Origin of the sequence: Lysinibacillus sp. NPDC093190, assembly GCF_050280425.1 — a bacterium.
Taxonomy (GTDB): Bacteria; Bacillota; Bacilli; order Bacillales_A; family Planococcaceae; genus Lysinibacillus.
Genome location: NZ_JBNNVG010000023.1, coordinates 66,708 through 85,459, shown reverse-complemented (window position 1 = coordinate 85,459; position 18,752 = coordinate 66,708). Strand labels below are relative to the sequence as shown.

Annotated in this window: 15 protein-coding genes; 12 read left to right on the top strand and 3 right to left on the bottom strand. The window is 36.8% G+C overall.

The window, feature by feature from the left end; genetic code table 11:
- The first annotated feature begins 268 nt into the window (after positions 1-268).
- From ACQKOF_RS17560 to ald, 8 genes are all read left to right on the top strand, one after another.
- Positions 269-925, top strand: coding sequence for a GNAT family N-acetyltransferase (locus ACQKOF_RS17560; protein WP_427559694.1), 657 nt, complete (start codon positions 269-271; stop codon positions 923-925).
- Between the two features lie 155 nt (positions 926-1,080).
- Positions 1,081-2,715, top strand: coding sequence for an amidohydrolase (locus ACQKOF_RS17555; protein ID WP_427559691.1), 1,635 nt, complete (start codon positions 1,081-1,083; stop codon positions 2,713-2,715).
- A 299-nt stretch (positions 2,716-3,014) separates the two neighbouring features.
- On the top strand, positions 3,015-4,355 hold the full coding sequence (locus ACQKOF_RS17550) for an APC family permease (protein WP_427559688.1): 1,341 nt from the start codon (positions 3,015-3,017) through the stop codon (positions 4,353-4,355).
- A 54-nt stretch (positions 4,356-4,409) separates the two neighbouring features.
- Complete coding sequence (locus ACQKOF_RS17545) at positions 4,410-5,798, top strand: APC family permease (protein WP_427559685.1); 1,389 nt, start codon at positions 4,410-4,412, stop codon at positions 5,796-5,798.
- 77 nt (positions 5,799-5,875) lie between these two features.
- Entirely contained in the window at positions 5,876-7,129 is a 1,254-nt protein-coding gene (locus ACQKOF_RS17540) for an ArgE/DapE family deacylase (protein WP_197140246.1), read from the top strand.
- A 490-nt stretch (positions 7,130-7,619) separates the two neighbouring features.
- Positions 7,620-8,942 (top strand): aspartate aminotransferase family protein, encoded by a 1,323-nt coding sequence (locus tag ACQKOF_RS17535; RefSeq protein WP_427559682.1) that lies wholly within the window; start codon positions 7,620-7,622, stop codon positions 8,940-8,942.
- 10 nt (positions 8,943-8,952) lie between these two features.
- Positions 8,953-10,374 (top strand): aldehyde dehydrogenase family protein, encoded by a 1,422-nt coding sequence (locus ACQKOF_RS17530; protein ID WP_427559679.1) that lies wholly within the window; start codon positions 8,953-8,955, stop codon positions 10,372-10,374.
- Between the two features lie 26 nt (positions 10,375-10,400).
- Positions 10,401-11,546 carry an alanine dehydrogenase gene (ald, locus tag ACQKOF_RS17525; protein ID WP_427559676.1) on the top strand — a complete coding sequence of 382 codons (1,146 nt, stop codon included), beginning with the start codon at positions 10,401-10,403 and terminating at the stop codon, positions 11,544-11,546.
- Between the two features lie 133 nt (positions 11,547-11,679).
- Here ald and ACQKOF_RS17520 read toward each other — a convergent pair whose 3' ends face one another.
- Complete coding sequence (locus ACQKOF_RS17520; protein WP_376077166.1) at positions 11,680-11,904, bottom strand: DUF2188 domain-containing protein; 225 nt, start codon at positions 11,902-11,904, stop codon at positions 11,680-11,682.
- 498 nt (positions 11,905-12,402) lie between these two features.
- Here ACQKOF_RS17520 and ACQKOF_RS17515 point away from each other — a divergent pair, with 498 nt between their 5' ends.
- Positions 12,403-13,665 carry an MFS transporter gene (locus ACQKOF_RS17515; protein ID WP_427559673.1) on the top strand — a complete coding sequence of 421 codons (1,263 nt, stop codon included), beginning with the start codon at positions 12,403-12,405 and terminating at the stop codon, positions 13,663-13,665.
- Positions 13,666-13,814: 149 nt separating this feature from the next.
- Positions 13,815-14,570 (top strand): IclR family transcriptional regulator, encoded by a 756-nt coding sequence (locus ACQKOF_RS17510; RefSeq protein ID WP_427559670.1) that lies wholly within the window; start codon positions 13,815-13,817, stop codon positions 14,568-14,570.
- 78 nt (positions 14,571-14,648) lie between these two features.
- Here ACQKOF_RS17510 and ACQKOF_RS17505 read toward each other — a convergent pair whose 3' ends face one another.
- Positions 14,649-15,680 carry a biotin-dependent carboxyltransferase family protein gene (locus ACQKOF_RS17505; RefSeq protein ID WP_427559668.1) on the bottom strand — a complete coding sequence of 344 codons (1,032 nt, stop codon included), beginning with the start codon at positions 15,678-15,680 and terminating at the stop codon, positions 14,649-14,651.
- Positions 15,671-16,411, bottom strand: coding sequence for a 5-oxoprolinase subunit PxpB (gene pxpB / locus ACQKOF_RS17500; protein ID WP_427559665.1), 741 nt, complete (start codon positions 16,409-16,411; stop codon positions 15,671-15,673). Before pxpB ends, ACQKOF_RS17505 begins: the two co-directional genes overlap by 10 nt.
- Positions 16,412-16,689: 278 nt before the next feature.
- Between pxpB and ACQKOF_RS17495 the strand changes: the two genes are divergently transcribed.
- Complete coding sequence (locus ACQKOF_RS17495; RefSeq protein WP_427559662.1) at positions 16,690-17,454, top strand: LamB/YcsF family protein; 765 nt, start codon at positions 16,690-16,692, stop codon at positions 17,452-17,454.
- Between the two features lie 40 nt (positions 17,455-17,494).
- Positions 17,495-18,712: an NRAMP family divalent metal transporter gene (locus tag ACQKOF_RS17490; protein WP_427559705.1), complete on the top strand. Its 1,218-nt coding sequence runs from the start codon at positions 17,495-17,497 to the stop codon at positions 18,710-18,712.
- Positions 18,713-18,752 lie beyond the last annotated feature (40 nt).

The window sequence follows — 18,752 nt, the reverse complement described above, 5'->3', positions numbered from 1 at the left end:
CTATATCAACAACCGACCAAGAAAATGTCTTGGTTGGAAAACTGCAAACGAGGCTTTTAATGAGCAATTGTTGCACTTAATTTGACAAATCATCAAAATAATAAAAAATGTTACTAATCTAGGTAACTAAATATATTGTAGTAGACTTATCTACATTCTCCATGTCTCCCATACATAGTTTCTAAAGAATGTGTGGGAGACAGTCTACACAATTAATAAAGTAATAAACTTTAATTTAATTCCAATAAAATAAGAGGGTGAATTTATTATGTCTCAAGTAAATTTAAAAAATAATGGACAAGAAATAGTTGTCCGCAATATTTTAAAAGAGGATCTTGCTGAAGTTGCTGCACTTTCTATGAAGTGTTTTGGACCTGATATGGCATTAAAATATGAGCATTTTGAAAGTCAGATTGAGTTGTTCCCAGAAGGTCAAATTTGTCTAGAATATAACGGTAAAATTGTAGGAACCGCTTTAAGTCTAATTGTAAATTTTGAAGATTACGGAGATAGTCACTCATATTTTCAAATCTGTGATTTAGGATTTATTCGAAATCATAACCCTAATGGTAGAAACCTATATGGTATTGAAATTGGAGTACACGAAGATTTTAGAGGGTTACAATTGGGACGTCATTTGTATGATGGCCGAAAAAGAATATGTGAGAAACTTAACTTAGAAAGTATCTTAGTAGGTGGTCGTATACCTTTTTACTATAAATATGCTGAGCAGATGAGTGCAGATGAGTATGCACTAGAGGTAGTGAAAGGAAAAATATATGATCCTGTATTAACATTCCAAATGAAAAACGGATACGTATTAAATAAAGTAATGCCAGGCTATTTACCTGGGGATGTTGAGTCATTAGAATATGCAACACTTTTGGAATGGAAAAATCCAGTTTACAAGCTTAAATTAGTATGAGTCTTTTGTCCGTTATGTTCGCCTATTTTAATAGGCGAACAGTGGATGCCCATTGTTTATTGCGATTATTTAACTTCTTTAGTTATGTAAGCGCTTTCAATAGATTGTTATGAGTTCCATTAGAAGTAAATCTTAGGTAAAGAGAGGAGTTATAAATGGTTATCGCTGATAAAGTTATTTCGAGTGAAGCAGTATTTACAGGTTTAGAAAATGAAGCAAAGCCAGCTGCTATTGCGATTAAAGGTAACAAAATCATTGCAGTAGGTTCGATGGAGGAAATAAAACCATTTATAGGTTTAGACACGAAGGAATATCATTATGGCAACCAACTCATTATGCCAGGATTTCATGATGCGCACCTTCATCTCATGTTTGGTAGTCTTTTCACGCATGCAAGTATCAATTTATCGGATGCTCATTCGGAAGAAGAAGTTGCTAGTTTAGTAAAGCAATTCTCGGAAAACGTGCATGCTGATGAGTGGATTATAGGCTATGGATGGGATCATACAAATTGGGCAGAGAAATGCTTGCCGACACGTTTTTCTTTAGACAAAGTAGTTCCTAATCGCCCGATTATTCTTTTCCACGCAGAAGGTCATTATTCGTGGGTTAATAGTTTAGCACTTGAAAATGCTAAGGTTACAAATGAAACTGAAGACCCTCCTAATGGTACGATTCAAAAAGATGAAAATAATGAAATCACAGGAATTCTTCTTGAAACAGCAATGAATTTAGTTGTGGATATTGCTCTCGCATTTCCGGATAAACGGAAAGAAGAATTGTTTGAAGAGTTTTTAAAAAAATCAGCTCAATTAGGCATTACATCAGTAAATGATTTGTTTGCAAGTAGTTTTGATAAGTTAAATAGTTTCGATATGTATAAGGCATATGATGAAGCTGGAAAACTTACGACTCGAATTCATCTTTACCCTGAGTTAAATGATGATATAGATAGAGCGATAAGCTTGCGTGAAAAGTACAATTCCGAAAAATTACAGCTTGCAGGACTTAAGCAGTTTATTGATGGCGTTGTAACTGGACATACTGCATACATGTTAGATCCTTACTTAGACAAACCTATAACACGAGGGAGTACTGCTTTTCCTGTAGAAATGATCAAAAACTGGGTGACAAAAGCGGACAAAGAAGGATTTCAAATTCGCTTCCATACAATTGGTGATGGCGCAGTTAGGCTTGCTCTAGATATATTTGAAGCAGCAAGGATGGATAATGGTGTGAGAGATTCACGACATACGCTAGAGCATATTGAAGTGATTCATCCGACAGATATTAAGAGATTTAAAGAATTGGGGGTTGTTCCATCTGTACAGCCTTCTCATCTAGCATTGATGCCAAAAGAAAGTCATACTTTGCGTGTCGGTAAAGAGAAAGACCCTTATACGTATTTATGTAAAACGTTATACGACGCAGTCGAGTATATTGCTCTTGGTACAGACTATCCAATAGTAACATTAGATCCTTTTAAAGAAATTTTCCATGCGATTACGAGACTAGACTTTACTGGTGATTATGAGTGGAATAGCCAAGAGCAGATAACACTCGCAGAAGCGTTGAAAGCGTATACAAAAGGTTCAGCATACAGCACATTCAGAGAAAAAGATTTGGGTACATTAGAAGTCGGAAAATTAGCAGATATTATTGTACTAGATAAAAACCTCTTTGAAGTAGAAAATAAAGAAATTCTTCAAACGAAAGTTTTGTTAACAATTATGGATGGTGAAGTTGTTTATAGTGAATCAGTCTACTATCCTACTATTTTAGTTAATTGATCATTTTACCGGGAAGATTTTTTTATCTTTATTCAGCAGAAAACTCCCCCTCTATAGGTGGTGAGATGAATGCGATTTTGGTACCTTATCAGTGGGTGTCCAAACACCTACTGAAATAGAGGAACTCAGTCTAAGAACGCCACGTCCTGTGGCAACGACTGAGTGACCAACATCTTGTTGGCCCAAAGCCTCCGGCGGATGTCACGGATTTTCAAAGGAATGAATTGTGGTGGCACAATTCAAAATCCGGACGCAATTACGCCAAGGCGTAATTGATTACTATTCGAGGAGTGAAAAAAATGAAACATCCAGTTAATTTGTCTAGATCGCTTTCTTTAACGTCTGTTGTTGTTACTGGGATGGCCTTTATGGCTTTAACTACAGTGTTTAGCACATACGGCATAGCCTCTAAAATATCTCATGGTATGGTCGCTGGATCGTATGTAATTGCATTAATTGTGATGATGTTTACGGCTCATAGTTATGGTCAAATGGCAAAAGCGTACCCCATTGCGGGATCTGCCTATACCTATGCGCAAAAAGCTATTAATTCTCATGTTGGTTTCTTAGTGGGATGGGCAATTTTAATGGATTATCTCTTGATCCCAATGGTTAACTTTTTACTATTTGGTATTTTCTTCTCAGCTGCTATACCTGAAGTTCCACAGTATGTTTGGATACTTACATTAGTAGTTCTTGTGACGTTTGTAAATGTTAGAGGTGTAAAGTTAAGCGCAAATATCAACATGATTGTAATAGGCTTATCGGTATTATTTATAATTGTCTTTAGCATCTTATCAGTTAAATCAATAGTAACTGGAACCGGGACTGGCATTTTATTTAACCTTGATCCCTTTATTAATACCGAGGAGTCATTTAAGTATATAGTTGCTGGTGCTGCACTATTATGTTTCTCTTTCCTCGGTTTTGATGCAGTTTCTACTTTTTCAGAAGAAGTGAAAAATCCGGAGAAAAACATACCGCGTGCAATATCTTTAGTAACAATAATTGGTGGATTATGTTTTGTAGTCGTATCTTATTTTGCACATAATGTTTGGCCAGATTATACGAGTTTTAAAGATGCTGATTCTGCTTCCTATGAAATTATTTTCCTAGTAGGCGGGAATGCCTTACAAGCAGCATTCCTAGCAAAAACTGCAGTGGTTGTATTTGGTTCCGCGTCCGCATCTCAAGCAAGTGCTGCACGTGTATTATACGCAATGGGAAGAGATGGACAATTACCTAAAAATTTTTTTGGAAAACTAAATAAAAGAACGAGAACCCCGGTTAACAACATTTTATTAATTGGTCTTTTATCATTATCTGCAATGTTTTTAAGTCTAACCTTTGTCGCGTCTTTCATTAACTTTGGCGCCCTACTTGCATTTACTGCTGTGAATCTATCCGTTGTTTTTTTATATTACGGTAAGCGAAAAGAACGCTCCTTAAAGGGGATTATCTTCTATTTGATTTTTCCATTAATCGGAGCAGTACTTACAACTTGTTTGCTTTTCAACCTAGATGTTTATTCGATTGCTCTTGGTAGTATTTGGTTAGGGATTGGTGTTATTTATTTATTATTTATGACAAAAGGTCTTAAGCATAAACCACCAGTGCTCAATACAGATCAGATTGATTAGTCGCAGTTTAAAACATTAATGAAGCAGCTAAAAATATGTAAAGGGGATGGATGAATGACAGATAACACTACGCTCAAAAGGTCATTAGGTGTTTGGTCAATTGTTGCACTGGGATTAGGATATATGACGCCTACAGTGGTCTTTGATACGTTTGGAATTGTATCAAAATTAACAAATGGTGTAGTACCAATGGCGTATTTTGTCGCCTTGTTAGTAATGGTATTGACAGCGATTAGTTATGGAAAGATGGTACAGGTATTCCCGGCTGCTGGTTCAGCATATACATACACCCGGGAAACAATGGGGTCTCACCTAGGATTCCTCGTAGGATGGGCATCGTTATTAGATTATTTATTATTACCTTTAGTTAATGCATTAATTATTCGAATATATATGGAATCTCTGTTTCCTAATGTACCTGTTTGGATTTGGGTTTTTGCTTATGTCATTGTAGTTACTGCAATTAATGCTTATAGTATGGAATCAACATCCAGCTTAAACTTTATACTCGTTGTTTTCACGATTTGTTTAATAGGTATCTTCATAATACTTGCTTCTGTACAACTTTATCACGGTATGGGAAATGGTACTTTATTCACGATTCATCCACTATCACATGAAAATGTGAAATTAATAGCCGTTTTAACTGGGGCAACAGTAGTAGCTTTCTCGTTTATCGGTTTCGACGCAATAACAATGTATACGGAAGAAGCAAAGGATACATCAACAGTTCCTAGAGCAATCCTTCTAACTGTTTTAATCGGTGGGGGTATTTTCTTTATTGCTTCTTATTTTACACAAGCATTATTCCCGGATGTTTCTGTGTTCGAAAATGTAGATGATACATTGCCAGAAATTGGTTTATATGTAGGAGGGAAGTTATTCCAACTGCTTTTCATTGCAGGAGCTTTCGCTGCTACTGTAGCTTCAGGACTTGCATCTCATGCAAGTGCATCTCGTTTGCTGTTTGTTATGGGCAGAAATGGTGTACTTCCTAAAAAAACTTTCGGATACTTACACCCTAAATTTAGAACGCCTGTTTTTACGGTTGTTTTGACGGGAATCGTATCATTATTTGCAATAGGACCAAATTTAGAATTAATTGCTTCAGTCATTAACTTTGGGGCATTAATTGCATTCACATTCGTTAACCTATCTGTTATTGTTCATTTCTATATTCGTCAGAAAAGGAGATCAGGCAGTGAAACCTTTAAGTACTTAATTATGCCTTCTTTCGGAGCATTAGCTACTGGAGTTCTTTGGTATCATTTACACGCTGATGCATTTATAGGTGGAATCGTTTGGCTTATAATCGGAATCATTTACATGCTGTTTATAACAAGATTCTTTAAAAAAGAACTTGGAAGCATGGACTCTATTGATGACTTGGAGTCATTAGATAAAGAGATTTTTAATGAAGATAAGATTAAAGTCTTGAATTAACTATTTAGAGGATGAGAATCTCTTAGATAATCTTCCTCTTTTTAATGACACAAGAAGTAAATAAAGGAGTGATTGCTTTGAAAGAAAAAATTCGACTGTATATAGAAGAAAATAAAGAAGAATTATTTAAAACAATTCAAGATGTCGTACGTATAAAAAGCGTTGTTGGTAATGAACAAGAGATGCAATTATACATGAAAAAAAAATATGAAGAACTTAACTTGATTTTGCATGAGATTGAACCAAAATATGAGAAGGTTTCAGCTCATGAAGCGTTTATTGATTCAGGTATTCCGTTTGAAGACCGAAAAAATATTATCGGAATACATAAAGGTGTCTCCAATGGTAAGTCATTAACGATTCATGGGCATGTAGATGTTGTTTCTCCAGAACCATATTCAAACTGGACGATGGACCCATGGAGTGGAGATATTATTGGAAACAAGTTATACGGTCGAGGCTCTGCCGATATGAAAGCAGGACTTATTTCAAATTGGTTCGCATTGAAAACATTAATTGATTTAGGTTATCCAATTGCTGGAGATGTTCAGCTACATTCAGTAATAGAAGAAGAAGCTGGTGGTGGAGGCGGAGCTTTAGCATGTTTGGAGGAAGGCTTCGTAACAGATGGGTACATTTCGACAGAGCCACATAATTTGAATATGACAATAAGTCATGGGGGGATTATGTATTTCCGAGTGTACGTAAAGGGAAGAACAGCGCATGCTGGTTTAGCGCATGAAGGCATAAATGCTATTTCAAAAATGATGAAAATCCTTAGTGCGCTGGATGAATTAAGTGAATGGCGTGCTAAAAATGTTAAGTTTGATTTATTTGAAAAGGGGTCTGGACAGTCCGTTCACTTAAACTTAGGTGTACTAAAAGCTGGGGACTGGGTATCGACAGTTCCAGGGGAAGCGATCCTCGAAGGAAGAATTGGTTTTATCCCAGGGGAAACTCGCGAAGAAATTAAGCAACTAGTACAAGACACGATTATGAAATCTGTCTTAGGCGATGAGTGGATGGATAAAAATCCACCTGTTATAGAGTGGTTTGGATGGTCAACGGAGCCATGGTACCAAGATCCTGAGAACCCTTTTGTAAAATTATTCATCGAAAATGCAGAAGATGTTATGGGACATAAAGTAATAATGGTTGGAAGAGCTGGAGGAAATGATGCACGATTTACTCAGTATTACGGAAAACAAGGATTGTGCTTTGGGCCAATTGGAGAAAATATGCATGGACCAGATGAATGTGTTCATTTAGATAGCGTAGTAGAAGTAACTAATGTTTTGGCAAATTATATTATTAAGTGGAGCGAGAGTTAATCATCGTTAACTTTTGGGAATATCCATTTCAAACTAATATAGTGTCTCTCATAATGCTTCTAGCTTAGGTAGCTGAATGATTAGGAATGTTATGGAAAAAGGGGGTAGGCTTATTTGATAAAACAAATCTCTCTTAACAATTAAATCGACGAAACAATTCCCGTATTCAAAATTAATTGAAAATTAAATTAATTCATTTCCGAGATGTAAGTAAATCACATTTTAGTAGTTGGCAAGCTTATTGTTTGTCTTCATTCAGCAGAAGACTCCCACCTCTATAGGTGGTGAGATGAATGCGATTTTGATTACTTTTTCAGTGGGTGTCCAAACACCTACTGAATGAAGATAAAGCCTCCGGCGGATGTCACGGATTTTGAAAGGAATGAATTGTGCGAGCACAATTCAAAATCCGGACGCAATTACGCCAAGGCGAAATTGATAAATTGTGAGTGTATTGTTTAAAAACATTTAAAAGAGAGGATGTATTTTTATGAAAAGAAATTATTCTGTTGAAGAACTTAAAGTGTTAGACCAAAAGCATTTTCTACACCCTACTTCGCCAGTAAAGACGGAAAATGGACCGGCATTTATTTTTACAGAAGGAAAAGGTGTTTATCTGTATGATATTACAGGTAAAAAAGTTATTGATGGTATGTCTTCACTTTGGAATGTGAATATCGGACATGGTAGAACAGAACTTGGTGAAGTAGCGAAGGAACAAATGGATAAATTAGCCTTCAGTTCTTGTTTTGCAACGTTTAGTAATGAGCCTGCTATTCTATTAGCAAAAAAGTTAGCAGAATTAGCACCTGGTGATTTAAATACTACATTTTTTACGTCCGGTGGTTCCGAATCCAATGATAGCGCCTATAAATTGGCTCGTCATTATTGGATATTAAAAGGGGAAACTTCTCGAAGAAAAATTATCTCAAGATCGAGATCTTATCACGGGGTGGCAATCGGTGCTACAAGTGCGACGGGTTTAAAAGGATTTCGTGATTTTACAAATTCTAATGCACCGGATTTTCTATTCGTAGATCATTTCTCCATACAGGCTTTACGTGATTTGATTGAAACTGAAGGTCCAGAAACAATAGCTGCTTTCATCACCGAGCCAGTACAAGGTGCAGGAGGGGTGCATGTTGCACCGGATAATTATTTCAAAGAAATTCGTGAAATTTGCAATGAGTACGGTATCTTGATGATAACTGATGAAGTTATCACAGGATTTGGTAGGACGGGTAAGTTCTTTGCGATGGAACATTTTAATGTAGTACCGGATATGATGTGCTTTGCAAAAGGTGTTACTAGTGGATATGCACAATTAGGTGGTGTAATGATCTCAGAGAAAATACACCAAGAATTTTCTGAGTTATCAGAAGGAACTATATTGCATGGATACACTTATAGTGGTCATCCAATGGCATGTGCAGTTGGGTTGAAAAACATTGAAATTATAGAGAAAGATAATTTAGTAGCAAATGCAGAAATTCGTGGTCAAGAGCTATTAGCAGGGTTAAAAGTATTACAAGCGAAGTATCCATTTATTGTAGATGCAAGAGGTTTAGGTTTAATGGCAGGTATAGAAATCTCTTATGAAGGAAGACTCCTCGCTCCGCAAATAGTGACAGAGGCAGCAAAGTTGGGATTAATATGTCGCTCTGTTGTACTAGATGCTCAAGATATTGTTGTATTTTCACCACCATTATCAATAAGCCAAAAGGAGTTAAGAGATTTATTAGATATTCTAGAAAAAGCGATTCAAGAAGTAGAGAATCAGGTATTGGCAAATAAGTTGTTATACGAAAGGTGAGGTAATTATAATGAGGAAAAATTTATTTATCAATGGGGATTGGGTGGAAGCAGCAGAGTATACAGAATTATACTCTCCATATAGTAGCGAGATCATTGCAGAAATACCGAAGGCAAATGTCGAGGAAGTAGAAGCAGCTTTAGTAGCTGCCGATGCTGCACGTAAAACGATGGCGAATATGCCTTTGTATAAGCGTGCGATTATTCTTGAAAAATTAGCTTCTTTATTAGAAGCACGTGCTGAAGAAGCAGCAGAGCTAATAGCACTAGAAGCAGCCAAGCCTATTTCAACCGCCAAAGCTGAAGTTCAGCGTACAATTCAAACGTATAAATTTGCTGCTGAAGAAGCAAAGCGAATACACGGAGAAACAATTCCTGTGGATGCTGCCCCCGGTGGAGACGGGCGCATTGCCTATACGGTTCGTGAACCATTAGGCATCGTGGCAGCTATTACACCTTTTAATTTCCCAATGAATCTAGTAGCTCATAAAGTAGGGCCAGCAATAGCATCAGGTAACACGGTTGTATTAAAACCTGCAAGTCAAACACCATTAACTTCCTATTTTATTGGTGAATTATTAGTAGAGGCAGGATTACCGAAGGGTGCGTTAAATATCGTTACTGGTGCAGGTTCTTTAATTGGTAACAAATTAGTCACGGATAATCGCGTGAAAAAGATTTCTTTTACAGGTAGCCCCGCTGTAGGTATTGGCATACGCAATCAAGCAGGTCTTAAGAAAGTAACGCTTGAATTGGGTTCTAATGCGGCTGTTATTATCGATGAAAATGTTAATATTGATAAATTGATTCCACGTGTCGTTTCCGGTGCATTTGCATTCCAAGGGCAGGTATGTATTTCAGTTCAACGAATCTATGTTCACGAAAAAATGTATGATTTGTTTGTAGATCAATTTGTAGCAGCTACAAAAGAGTTGAAACTTGGTGATCCCCTAGATCCTACAACGGATGTTTCAGCCTTAATTAGTCCACAAGATGTAAAACGAACATTAAGTTGGATTGAAGAAGCAAAGGGGCAAGGGGCAATTATTGCAACTGGTGGAGAATCTGAAGGGAATATCTTACAACCTACCGTACTATTAAATGTAAAACCGGAGCAGAAGGTTTCCTGTCAGGAGGTATTCGCACCAATCGTATCTATTATGAAGTTTACATCTATTCAAGAGGCATTTGATCAAGTAAATGACTCCAAATATGGTTTGCAAGCTGGTATTTATACAGATAATATCCATGTTGCTTTACAGGCAACGCAAAAACTCCATGTAGGTGGTGTCATTATAAATGATATTCCTACATTCCGTTTAGATCATCTACCATATGGTGGCGTAAAGGAAAGTGGTATGGGAAGAGAAGGGCTGAAGTATGCAATTGAGGAAATGACAGAAATGAAACTTGTAGTTATAAACCAAAACTAATAAAAAAATAGGTAGGAGGAAATATAATGATAATTGGTGTACCTAAAGAAATAAAAAATAATGAAAATCGAGTAGGAATTACTCCAGCAGGTGTTGTGGCTTACAAAAAAGGTGGTCATGAAGTAATAATTGAATCGAGTGCAGGGCTAGGTAGTGGATTTACAGACCAAGATTATTTAGATGTAGGCGCTCAAATTACTAAATCGACTAAGGAAGCTTGGGATGTTGATATGGTGATTAAAGTGAAGGAGCCGATTCAGGAGGAGTATAAATATTTTAAAGAGAATCTAATTCTCTACACATACCTACATTTAGCTCCAGAGCCAGAATTAACGAAAGCTTTGCTTGAAAGTAAAGTTACTGGAATTGCTTATGAAACAATTCAATTAGATTCAGGTGCCTTACCGTTGTTAACGCCAATGAGTGAAGTTGCAGGCCGAATGTCTGTACAAATTGGTGCACAGTTTTTAGAAAATTCCAAAGGAGGAAAAGGAGTTCTCTTAGGTGGTATTCCTGGTGTTGCACCTGGAAATGTAGTGATTGTAGGTGCTGGAGTTGTCGGGACGAATGCTGCGAAAATGGCAGTAGGATTAGGTGCAAACGTAACAATTTTAGACGTTAATATTACACGCTTAAGTCAAATAGATGATATGTTCCAAGGACGTGTTCGTACACTTGCATCAAATACCTACAATATCGCTGAAGCAGTGAAAACAGCAGATTTGTTAATTGGTGCTGTGCTAATTCCAGGTTCACGTGCACCACAATTAGTTTCAAAAGAAATGATTCAAACGATGCAAAAGGGGTCTGTTGTAGTGGATGTAGCGGTAGATCAAGGGGGTTCTATTGAAACAATTGATCGAATTACTACTCATAGTAATCCTACTTATGAAGTATACGGTGTTGTGCATTACGCAGTTGCGAATATGCCAGGTGCTTGCGCGCGTACCTCAACAATGGGCTTGTCAAATGTAACTGTTCCATACGGTTTGCAAATAGCTAATAAAGGCTATCGCCAAGCTGCTTTAGATAATCCTGTTTTAGCGAAGGGGATAAACGTAGTAAATGGAAAAATAGTATATAAAGCGGTAGCTGATGCACATGGATTACCATATACGGATCTACCAGTAGAATTAGCAGCAGATTCAACTTCGGCGTTAGCAGTTAAATAGAATAAGAGAAATAATGTTATTTGAAATGAAAAGAAGGTGAAAATTGGTAGGGAACGTAATCTACCAAGCTTTCACCTTCTTTTCTATTTTTAAATTTCGACCTATTAATATAGTGGTGAATAGATATTAATATTTAGCCTCTTGGTGGATAAGGGTCGTTTCCATAACTATTTTTTTCGCGGATTCGACCTTGTTTATTGTGTACAAGCAATTCAGATTTTTGGTTTATGGCGATATCTCGACCATATTGAATAGCTTCATATTGTGTGTTGAATATTTTGGTAGCTTTCGAATTGCCTGCTCCTTTAACCTGATAACCGCCATTTGGATGCGGTGTAATATGTTGATTTTTCCCCACTCCTGTTGTTGAAGCACCATCTCAGAAAAAGGAAAAGCGCCTTAAACCCTTGATCAACTTTATTCTTTAGAAGATTTTTAGATACAGAAAACCTATTTGCGATGAAGTATTCCAAATTATAAATAATATTCAAGTATGGTAATTGTATTAAATAATTACCCTTCGATAGAAGACTAAATCATTTATCGAAGGGTATACTGAATGGACCGCCCAAAGTACTTAGCTAATTTGTTGCATACCGCCCTCTATTTCTTATCCGTCATTTATCAAACAAATGCTATGCAATCGCACTACTTTTCAGTTCATTTGCCTGATTATATTGTTGCTTCGATATATAGCCATTTTGCAACGCCACATCCAACCAATAGATTAATTCGTTATTGAGAACTAAAAGCATTTTCAACCAAACTCAAACCATAAAACTACTTTGAAAAATAGGTTTTTAACGTTACCTATAATTCATATATATAGAGTAAAAGCTAATAGGAGTAGAAATCATTGGACAAACAAAATAGTAGATATAGATGGGTAGTATTTGTTTCTGTATTATTTACTTATTTGTTAATGGCGAGTCAACGAACCGCCCCTGGACTGATTACTGACCAATTGATGCGAGATTTTAATGTAACAGCATCAACAATTGGATTATTGACGAGTATACAATTTTTTGTCTATACGAGTTTGCAAATTCCGATGGGGATTTTGGCTGATCGATTTGGGTCAAATTTTTTTCTAATTATTGGTGCTACTCTTACAGGTTTAGGAACAATTATTTATAGTCTGGGTACACATGAATTCGTCCTGTTTTTTGCCAGAATACTAACTGGGGTAGGGGATGCGACCATATGGGTTAACATGGTGCTAATTTTGGCCCAATGGTTTCAACCAAAGGAATTTGTTCGATTAATTGGCCTGGCGGGCATGACAGGAAGTCTTGGTTTTTTATTGGCGACAGTACCTTACTCCACGTGGATACTTTTATTTGGTTGGAGGGTAACATTTTTCTCAGTAGGACTACTATTATGTTTATGTGGCATTATCCTTTATTTTGTACTTGTAAAAAAAACAAAACAAATTTTGGGGGATGAGCAAGTAATTGATACAGCAGAAGTGCAACGTGAAAAAACATCAGTTTTACTACGAAGGATATTTTCAAATCCGCAAGCATGGGCTCTATTCTTTTGCCATTTTGGGGTAGTCGGCGGTTATGTAGGCTTTATCAGTTCATGGGCAGTACCATATGGGATGAATATGTATGAAATGACTCGCTCAGATGCGAGCCAGCTGATTATGATCGGTCTTATCGGGGCACTTATTGGAGCACCTCTAGCTAGTTGGATTTCAAGTCGGTTAGGAACAATTAAAAAACCGTATGTTGTCGTTCATATCATTGTTTTATTAGGGTGGTTTTCTTTCCTTTTATGTAATGGGCATCCTTCCTTTTTTTTTCTAATTATTATTTTCTTTATCATTGGCTTTGGATATGGGGCAAGTGCATTAACCTTTGCAGCTGTACGTCAATCTTTTAAACTTGAAGAATCAGGAATTGTTTCAGGGATTGCGAATACGGGCGGCTTTCTAAGTGCTGTATTGCTACCCATCATTTTTGGATATATATTGGATCATTTTCAATCAACTTCAGGAAATCTATTTGATGGATATTACTATGGTTTCATCACGCCAGTTATCTTCTCCATCGTTGGTTTGATTGGAGTGATTTTATTTAAGGAAAACGTAAATAAGAATAACAAGCAGGGGTGAAGAGCATGGAAGCAAAGCAACCGTTCTCTGCTCCTGTTTTTTATTCCTTTATCATATAAAATCAGTAAGATGTTAGGTATAATTATTATTTAAGAAAAGAAAAATTATGATTAGATTAAATCTAGTATAGAAGGGGAAGAAAACTTAAATTGACAAATAATAAAACGGTTGTCCGTTCAATGGATATTTTAAATCTATTTATCGATCATACTGAACTGTCATTCCAAGAAGTAATTGAGTTGTCAGGAATCCCTAAAACCTCTGCTTTCCGCATGTTGAAATCTTTCGAGGAAATGGAGTTTTTAGAAAAGGGGGCTGATGCAAAATATAGGTTAGGCATTCTCTTCCTTAAATTTGGACATTTAGTATCAATGCGCCTAGATGTGCGGAAAATTGCAGATCCAATTATGAATGAGTTACATAATGATGTAAAAGAAGCGATTAATTTAATCGTTCGTGATGGTGACGATGCTGTTTATATCGAGAAAATTGATACGCAGCAAAAAGTTCGACTCTACACAGCAATTGGTAGAAAAAGTCCTCTTTATGCAGGGGCATGCCCTCGTGCTGTATTATCCTTTTTACCGGATGCAGACATTAAGGAATATCTTGAATCGGTAGAACTTAAATCATTTGCAATGGGGACAATTACAGAAAAGGAAAAGCTTTTTGAAACGATTGTGCAGGCTAGAGAACTTGGTTATACAATCAGCCATTCAGAATTAGAAAATTATACTTCTGCTGTTGCAGCACCGATTTACGATCATAAAGGAGAAGTCGTTGCAGCAATGAGTATTGCGGGACTAGAAACCAATTATCGAGGGGAAAACGTTGAAATCTTCGTCGATAAACTTAAGAAGGCTACCGCAGCGATTTCTAAACAATTGGGGTATGAACAGCTTTAAAAAATGGGTAGTCTCAAAAGTCATTTGAGATTACCCATTTTGCGCTGGAGTTGCTAATTTTTTGGGGAATATTACTATCTAAATAATCGAATTTTGGACGATTGAATAGCCTCTATCGCTTCTATAACCTTTTAAACGAAGCCCAAATGCTAATTCATTTCGTTTTCTTTCTTGCTGTATTAACGCCAATTGAGCTTCTTCAAGAGTGACCTCTTTAAAATAGACTCGACCATTTGCTTGCATTTGTGCTAATGATGGTAAATCGGCAGAAATCACTTGAGCTATTTTAGGATATCCACCAGTTGTTTGACGATCTGCCATTAAAATAATAGGTTGCCCATTGGAGGGCACTTGAATCGTTCCAAATGTAACCCCTTCGGATAATAATTCAAATGGCTCTTTTAATTGAATAGCTTCTCCTTCTAATCGATAGCCCATTCGGTCTGACTGTGTTGTGATGGTGTAAGGCGTTGAAAGGAATTTTTTTAAACTCTCCTCATCGAAATGCTCATATTCAGAGCCTCTTATGAAGCGGATTGTTTGCGTTTTTTTAAATGTAACAAAGGGTGTGTAATCAGCTAACCAAGAAAGATACGTTGGTTCTTTTTTTAATTGTTTAAAAAGATCCTCTCCTAACTCTGATCGTCTATCTAATTCAAAAACATCATTCTTCAGCAATTTTCTTCCTCGAAATCCTCCAATTCCAGCACGTATGTAGGTGCTTTTACTGCTCATCACTTTGGGTACTTGAATTCCGCCACTAAACGATACGTAGGCTCGGCAACCACTAATCGCAGTATTAAATTTTAAAACAGAGCCTTTTTTAATAAAAAGTGGCCGCCACATTGGTGCTTCTATTCTGTCTATTGTAGGTTGTAAATTGCCACCTGTAATTGCGATCAGTTCGTCAGTTTCAAATAAAAGGGTTGTTCCATAAAGTGTTACCTCAAGAGCGCCTTCTCCTTCCGAATTTCCAACAAGTAAATTAGCAATTCGTAAGGAAATTGAATCCATTGCTCCTCCGACGATAACACCAAACTTTTGTAGTCCATATCTTCCTAGGTCTTGAATGGTTGCCAGCATACCTGGCTGTAATACCTTTATGCCCATGTTTTCATCTCCCCATCGCTCTTATATTCATCTAACGAAATTGGTACAAATTGAATTCGATCACCCGGTTGTAATAAGGTTGGAGGAGATTGTTCAGGTAGAAACAAACGAGAAGGTGTTCGTCCGATGATTTGCCATCCACCTGGTGTTTCTAATGGGTAAATCCCTGTTTGATTTCCCGCAATTCCAACAGATCCCGGAGTAATCGATAACCGTGGAGTTTCTTTACGAGGTGTTGCAATTTGTCTGTCCATTCCTCCCATAAACGGAAAACCTGGAGCAAAGCCTATCATGTAAACAAGATATTCTACAGAAGAATGAATTTTAATGACTTCATTAGGTGTTAAACCATGATAAGTGGCTACAAATTCTAAATCTGGTCCCATTTCACCACCATATACTACAGGGATTTTTACGACACGTTCCTTCGTTGTTTCAACTATGTGAGATTGGTTCATTAAAGAAAGAATTGTTGCTTTCACCTTTTCGTAAGGCATTTCGCCTCCTTTTTCTATAGTTGAAAAGTATACTTCAACCGGATTGTAATAAACTGTCACATTATTATAGGCTGGCACAACCTCGATGAATCCTTCAAATGGATTTCTCTCTAATAAATTCAATATATTTTTAACTTTGTAGTGAATTGCCTCACTGATTCCTTCACCTACATGTATAACTAGTGCAGAATCGCTCAAAGGTCTTATTTGTACATTCTCTTTTAAATTCAGCATAAAAACCAACTCCTGAAGTTTCGTAATTCGGTATATCAGTTTTAAATAACGGATTATTAAATATTATATTTAAAGAATAAACAAAAACAAGTTTAATTTAAATGAAAATTTCAAAAAAAATATTCTTTCTCAAAATTTTAAATTTATACTTTTCAGAAATTATAAAATATGTTAAGATTTTTTTAAATTTCAAAACTTAAGTTCCGAATATCGGTACAAAATATTTGTAAACGTATTCATTATAACTACTTAAGTGGGAAGAAAACGGGGAGAAGAAGATGTTTCGAGTTGATTTAAACTGTGATTTAGGGGAAAGTTTTGGTCGTTATCGACTTGGAGAGCAAGAAGAAATCTTAAAATATGTAACCTCTGCTAATATTGCTTGTGGATTCCATGCTGGAGATCCAACAGTCATGCGAGAGACAGTTAAGCTAGCCATTGCTAATGGTGTGAAAATCGGAGCACATCCAGGATTACCAGATTTAAATGGTTTTGGACGACGTGAGATGAACATCACACCACAGGAAGCCTATGATATGGTTATTTATCAAGTTGGTGCATTGCAAGGTTTTCTAACGACTTACAATGAAACGATGCAGCATGTTAAGCCACATGGAGCACTTTATAATATGGCTGCTAAAAATCCAGCGATTGCTGAGGCAATCGCACAAGCTATTTATGATATTTCACCTTCACTTGTGTTATTCGGTCTCTCAGGTAGTGAATTAACAAAAGCCGGAGAAAAAGTAGGGCTTCAAACAGCCCATGAAGTGTTTGCAGATCGTACCTATCAGAAGGATGGTTCTTTAACATCTCGTCAACAACCTGATGCATTGATTACCGATAAGGAACAAGCTGTGAATCAGGTTGTGAGAATGGTGAAAGAGGGAATTGTGCTGTCACAACAGCAAATCGAAATTCCATTACAGGCAAATACTATTTGTATTCATGGGGACGGGGAACATGCTGTAGAGTTTGCAAAGTATATTCATTCAAGATTAGCAGAACATCAAATATCAGTACGTGCAATTAGGGAGGGGTAAGCCAATGGGAGCAAAAATAACGGAAGTTAGTGAAGCAGTAATCGAGCAAGAGAAAAAAGGTAAATTTGTTAAAAAAACAGCAAGTAAAAGTGTGTTAATAGGAGCAGCCTTTTTAATGGCTACCTCATCTATCGGACCAGGTTTTTTAACACAAACGACAGTATTTACACAGCAATTAGCGGCTAGCTTTGGATTTGTCATTTTAATTTCATTAATTCTAGATATTGTCGCACAGGTAAACGTTTGGCGAATCATTGCTGTTTCTGGCTTGCGAGGGCAAGAAATTGCCAATAAGGTGTTACCTGGATTAGGTGTTCTCCTTGCAATAATGATTGTTATAGGTGGTTTAGCATTCAATATTGGTAACGTTGCCGGAGCTGGATTAGGGTTAAATGCAATGCTTGGCGTAGATCCAATTATGGGTGCCATTGTAAGTGCACTTTTTGCTATTTTTATATTTATTTATAAAGAAGCAGGGAAGGCAATGGACAAGGTTGCGCAAATTGCTGGCGGTGTTATGATTCTACTCATGCTATTTGTTGCTTTTAAGACTTCACCACCTGTAGGAGAAGCGATTGTGAGCACCGTTTGGCCTAAAGAAATTAGCTGGTTTGCGATTGTAACTTTGGTTGGTGGATCAGTTGGAGGTTACATTACTTTTGCTGGTGGTCACCGCCTTTTGGACGCTGGCATCAAAGGACAAGAATCCTTGCCAGAAGTAACAAAAAGCTCTGTGACAGGTATTTTGATTACTGGCGTAATGCGTATTGCTTTATTTTTAGCGGTTCTTGGTGTTGTTTCAAAAGGTTTAGTCATTGACCCTGCCAATCCACCTGCATCTGTTTTCCAACTAGCTGCGGGTAATATTGGTTATCGTATGTTTGGTATGATTATGTGGGCTGCAGCGATTACTTCTGTTGTAGGTGCAGCTTATACATCCGTTTCATTTATTCGTTCATTCCACCCTAGCATTGAGAAATATCATAATTGGGTGATTATAGCATTTATCGTCATTTCAACAACAACTTTTGCCTTGGTTGGAAAGCCTGTTAATGTGTTAATTTTGGTAGGTGCATTAAATGCAATGATTTTACCATTAGCACTTGGCATTATATTAGTTGCTGCACACAAAAAAGAAATTGTTGGTACCTATAAGCATCCACGTTGGTTAACTGTAACTGGAGCAATTGTAGTTGTCCTTATGGGATATCTCAGCATTAATACATTTATTGAAGAAATTCCAAAAATTTTTAGTTAATCTAACAACCATCCATGAGCATCTTTTCATGGATGGTTAA

Bases quoted from the DNA above. Each gene is read 5' to 3' on its own strand.
- ACQKOF_RS17560 (WP_427559694.1), top strand. From the start codon at position 269: ATGTCTCAAGTAAATTTAAAAAATAATGGACAAGAAATAGTTGTCCGC.
- ACQKOF_RS17555 (WP_427559691.1), top strand. From the start codon at position 1,081: ATGGTTATCGCTGATAAAGTTATTTCGAGTGAAGCAGTATTTACAGGT.
- ACQKOF_RS17550 (WP_427559688.1), top strand. From the start codon at position 3,015: ATGAAACATCCAGTTAATTTGTCTAGATCGCTTTCTTTAACGTCTGTT.
- ACQKOF_RS17545 (WP_427559685.1), top strand. From the start codon at position 4,410: ATGACAGATAACACTACGCTCAAAAGGTCATTAGGTGTTTGGTCAATT.
- ACQKOF_RS17535 (WP_427559682.1), top strand. From the start codon at position 7,620: ATGAAAAGAAATTATTCTGTTGAAGAACTTAAAGTGTTAGACCAAAAG.
- ACQKOF_RS17530 (WP_427559679.1), top strand. From the start codon at position 8,953: ATGAGGAAAAATTTATTTATCAATGGGGATTGGGTGGAAGCAGCAGAG.
- ald (WP_427559676.1), top strand. From the start codon at position 10,401: ATGATAATTGGTGTACCTAAAGAAATAAAAAATAATGAAAATCGAGTA.
- ACQKOF_RS17505 (WP_427559668.1), bottom strand. From the start codon at position 15,680: ATGGGCATAAAGGTATTACAGCCAGGTATGCTGGCAACCATTCAAGAC.
- pxpB (WP_427559665.1), bottom strand. From the start codon at position 16,411: ATGCTGAATTTAAAAGAGAATGTACAAATAAGACCTTTGAGCGATTCT.
- ACQKOF_RS17495 (WP_427559662.1), top strand. From the start codon at position 16,690: ATGTTTCGAGTTGATTTAAACTGTGATTTAGGGGAAAGTTTTGGTCGT.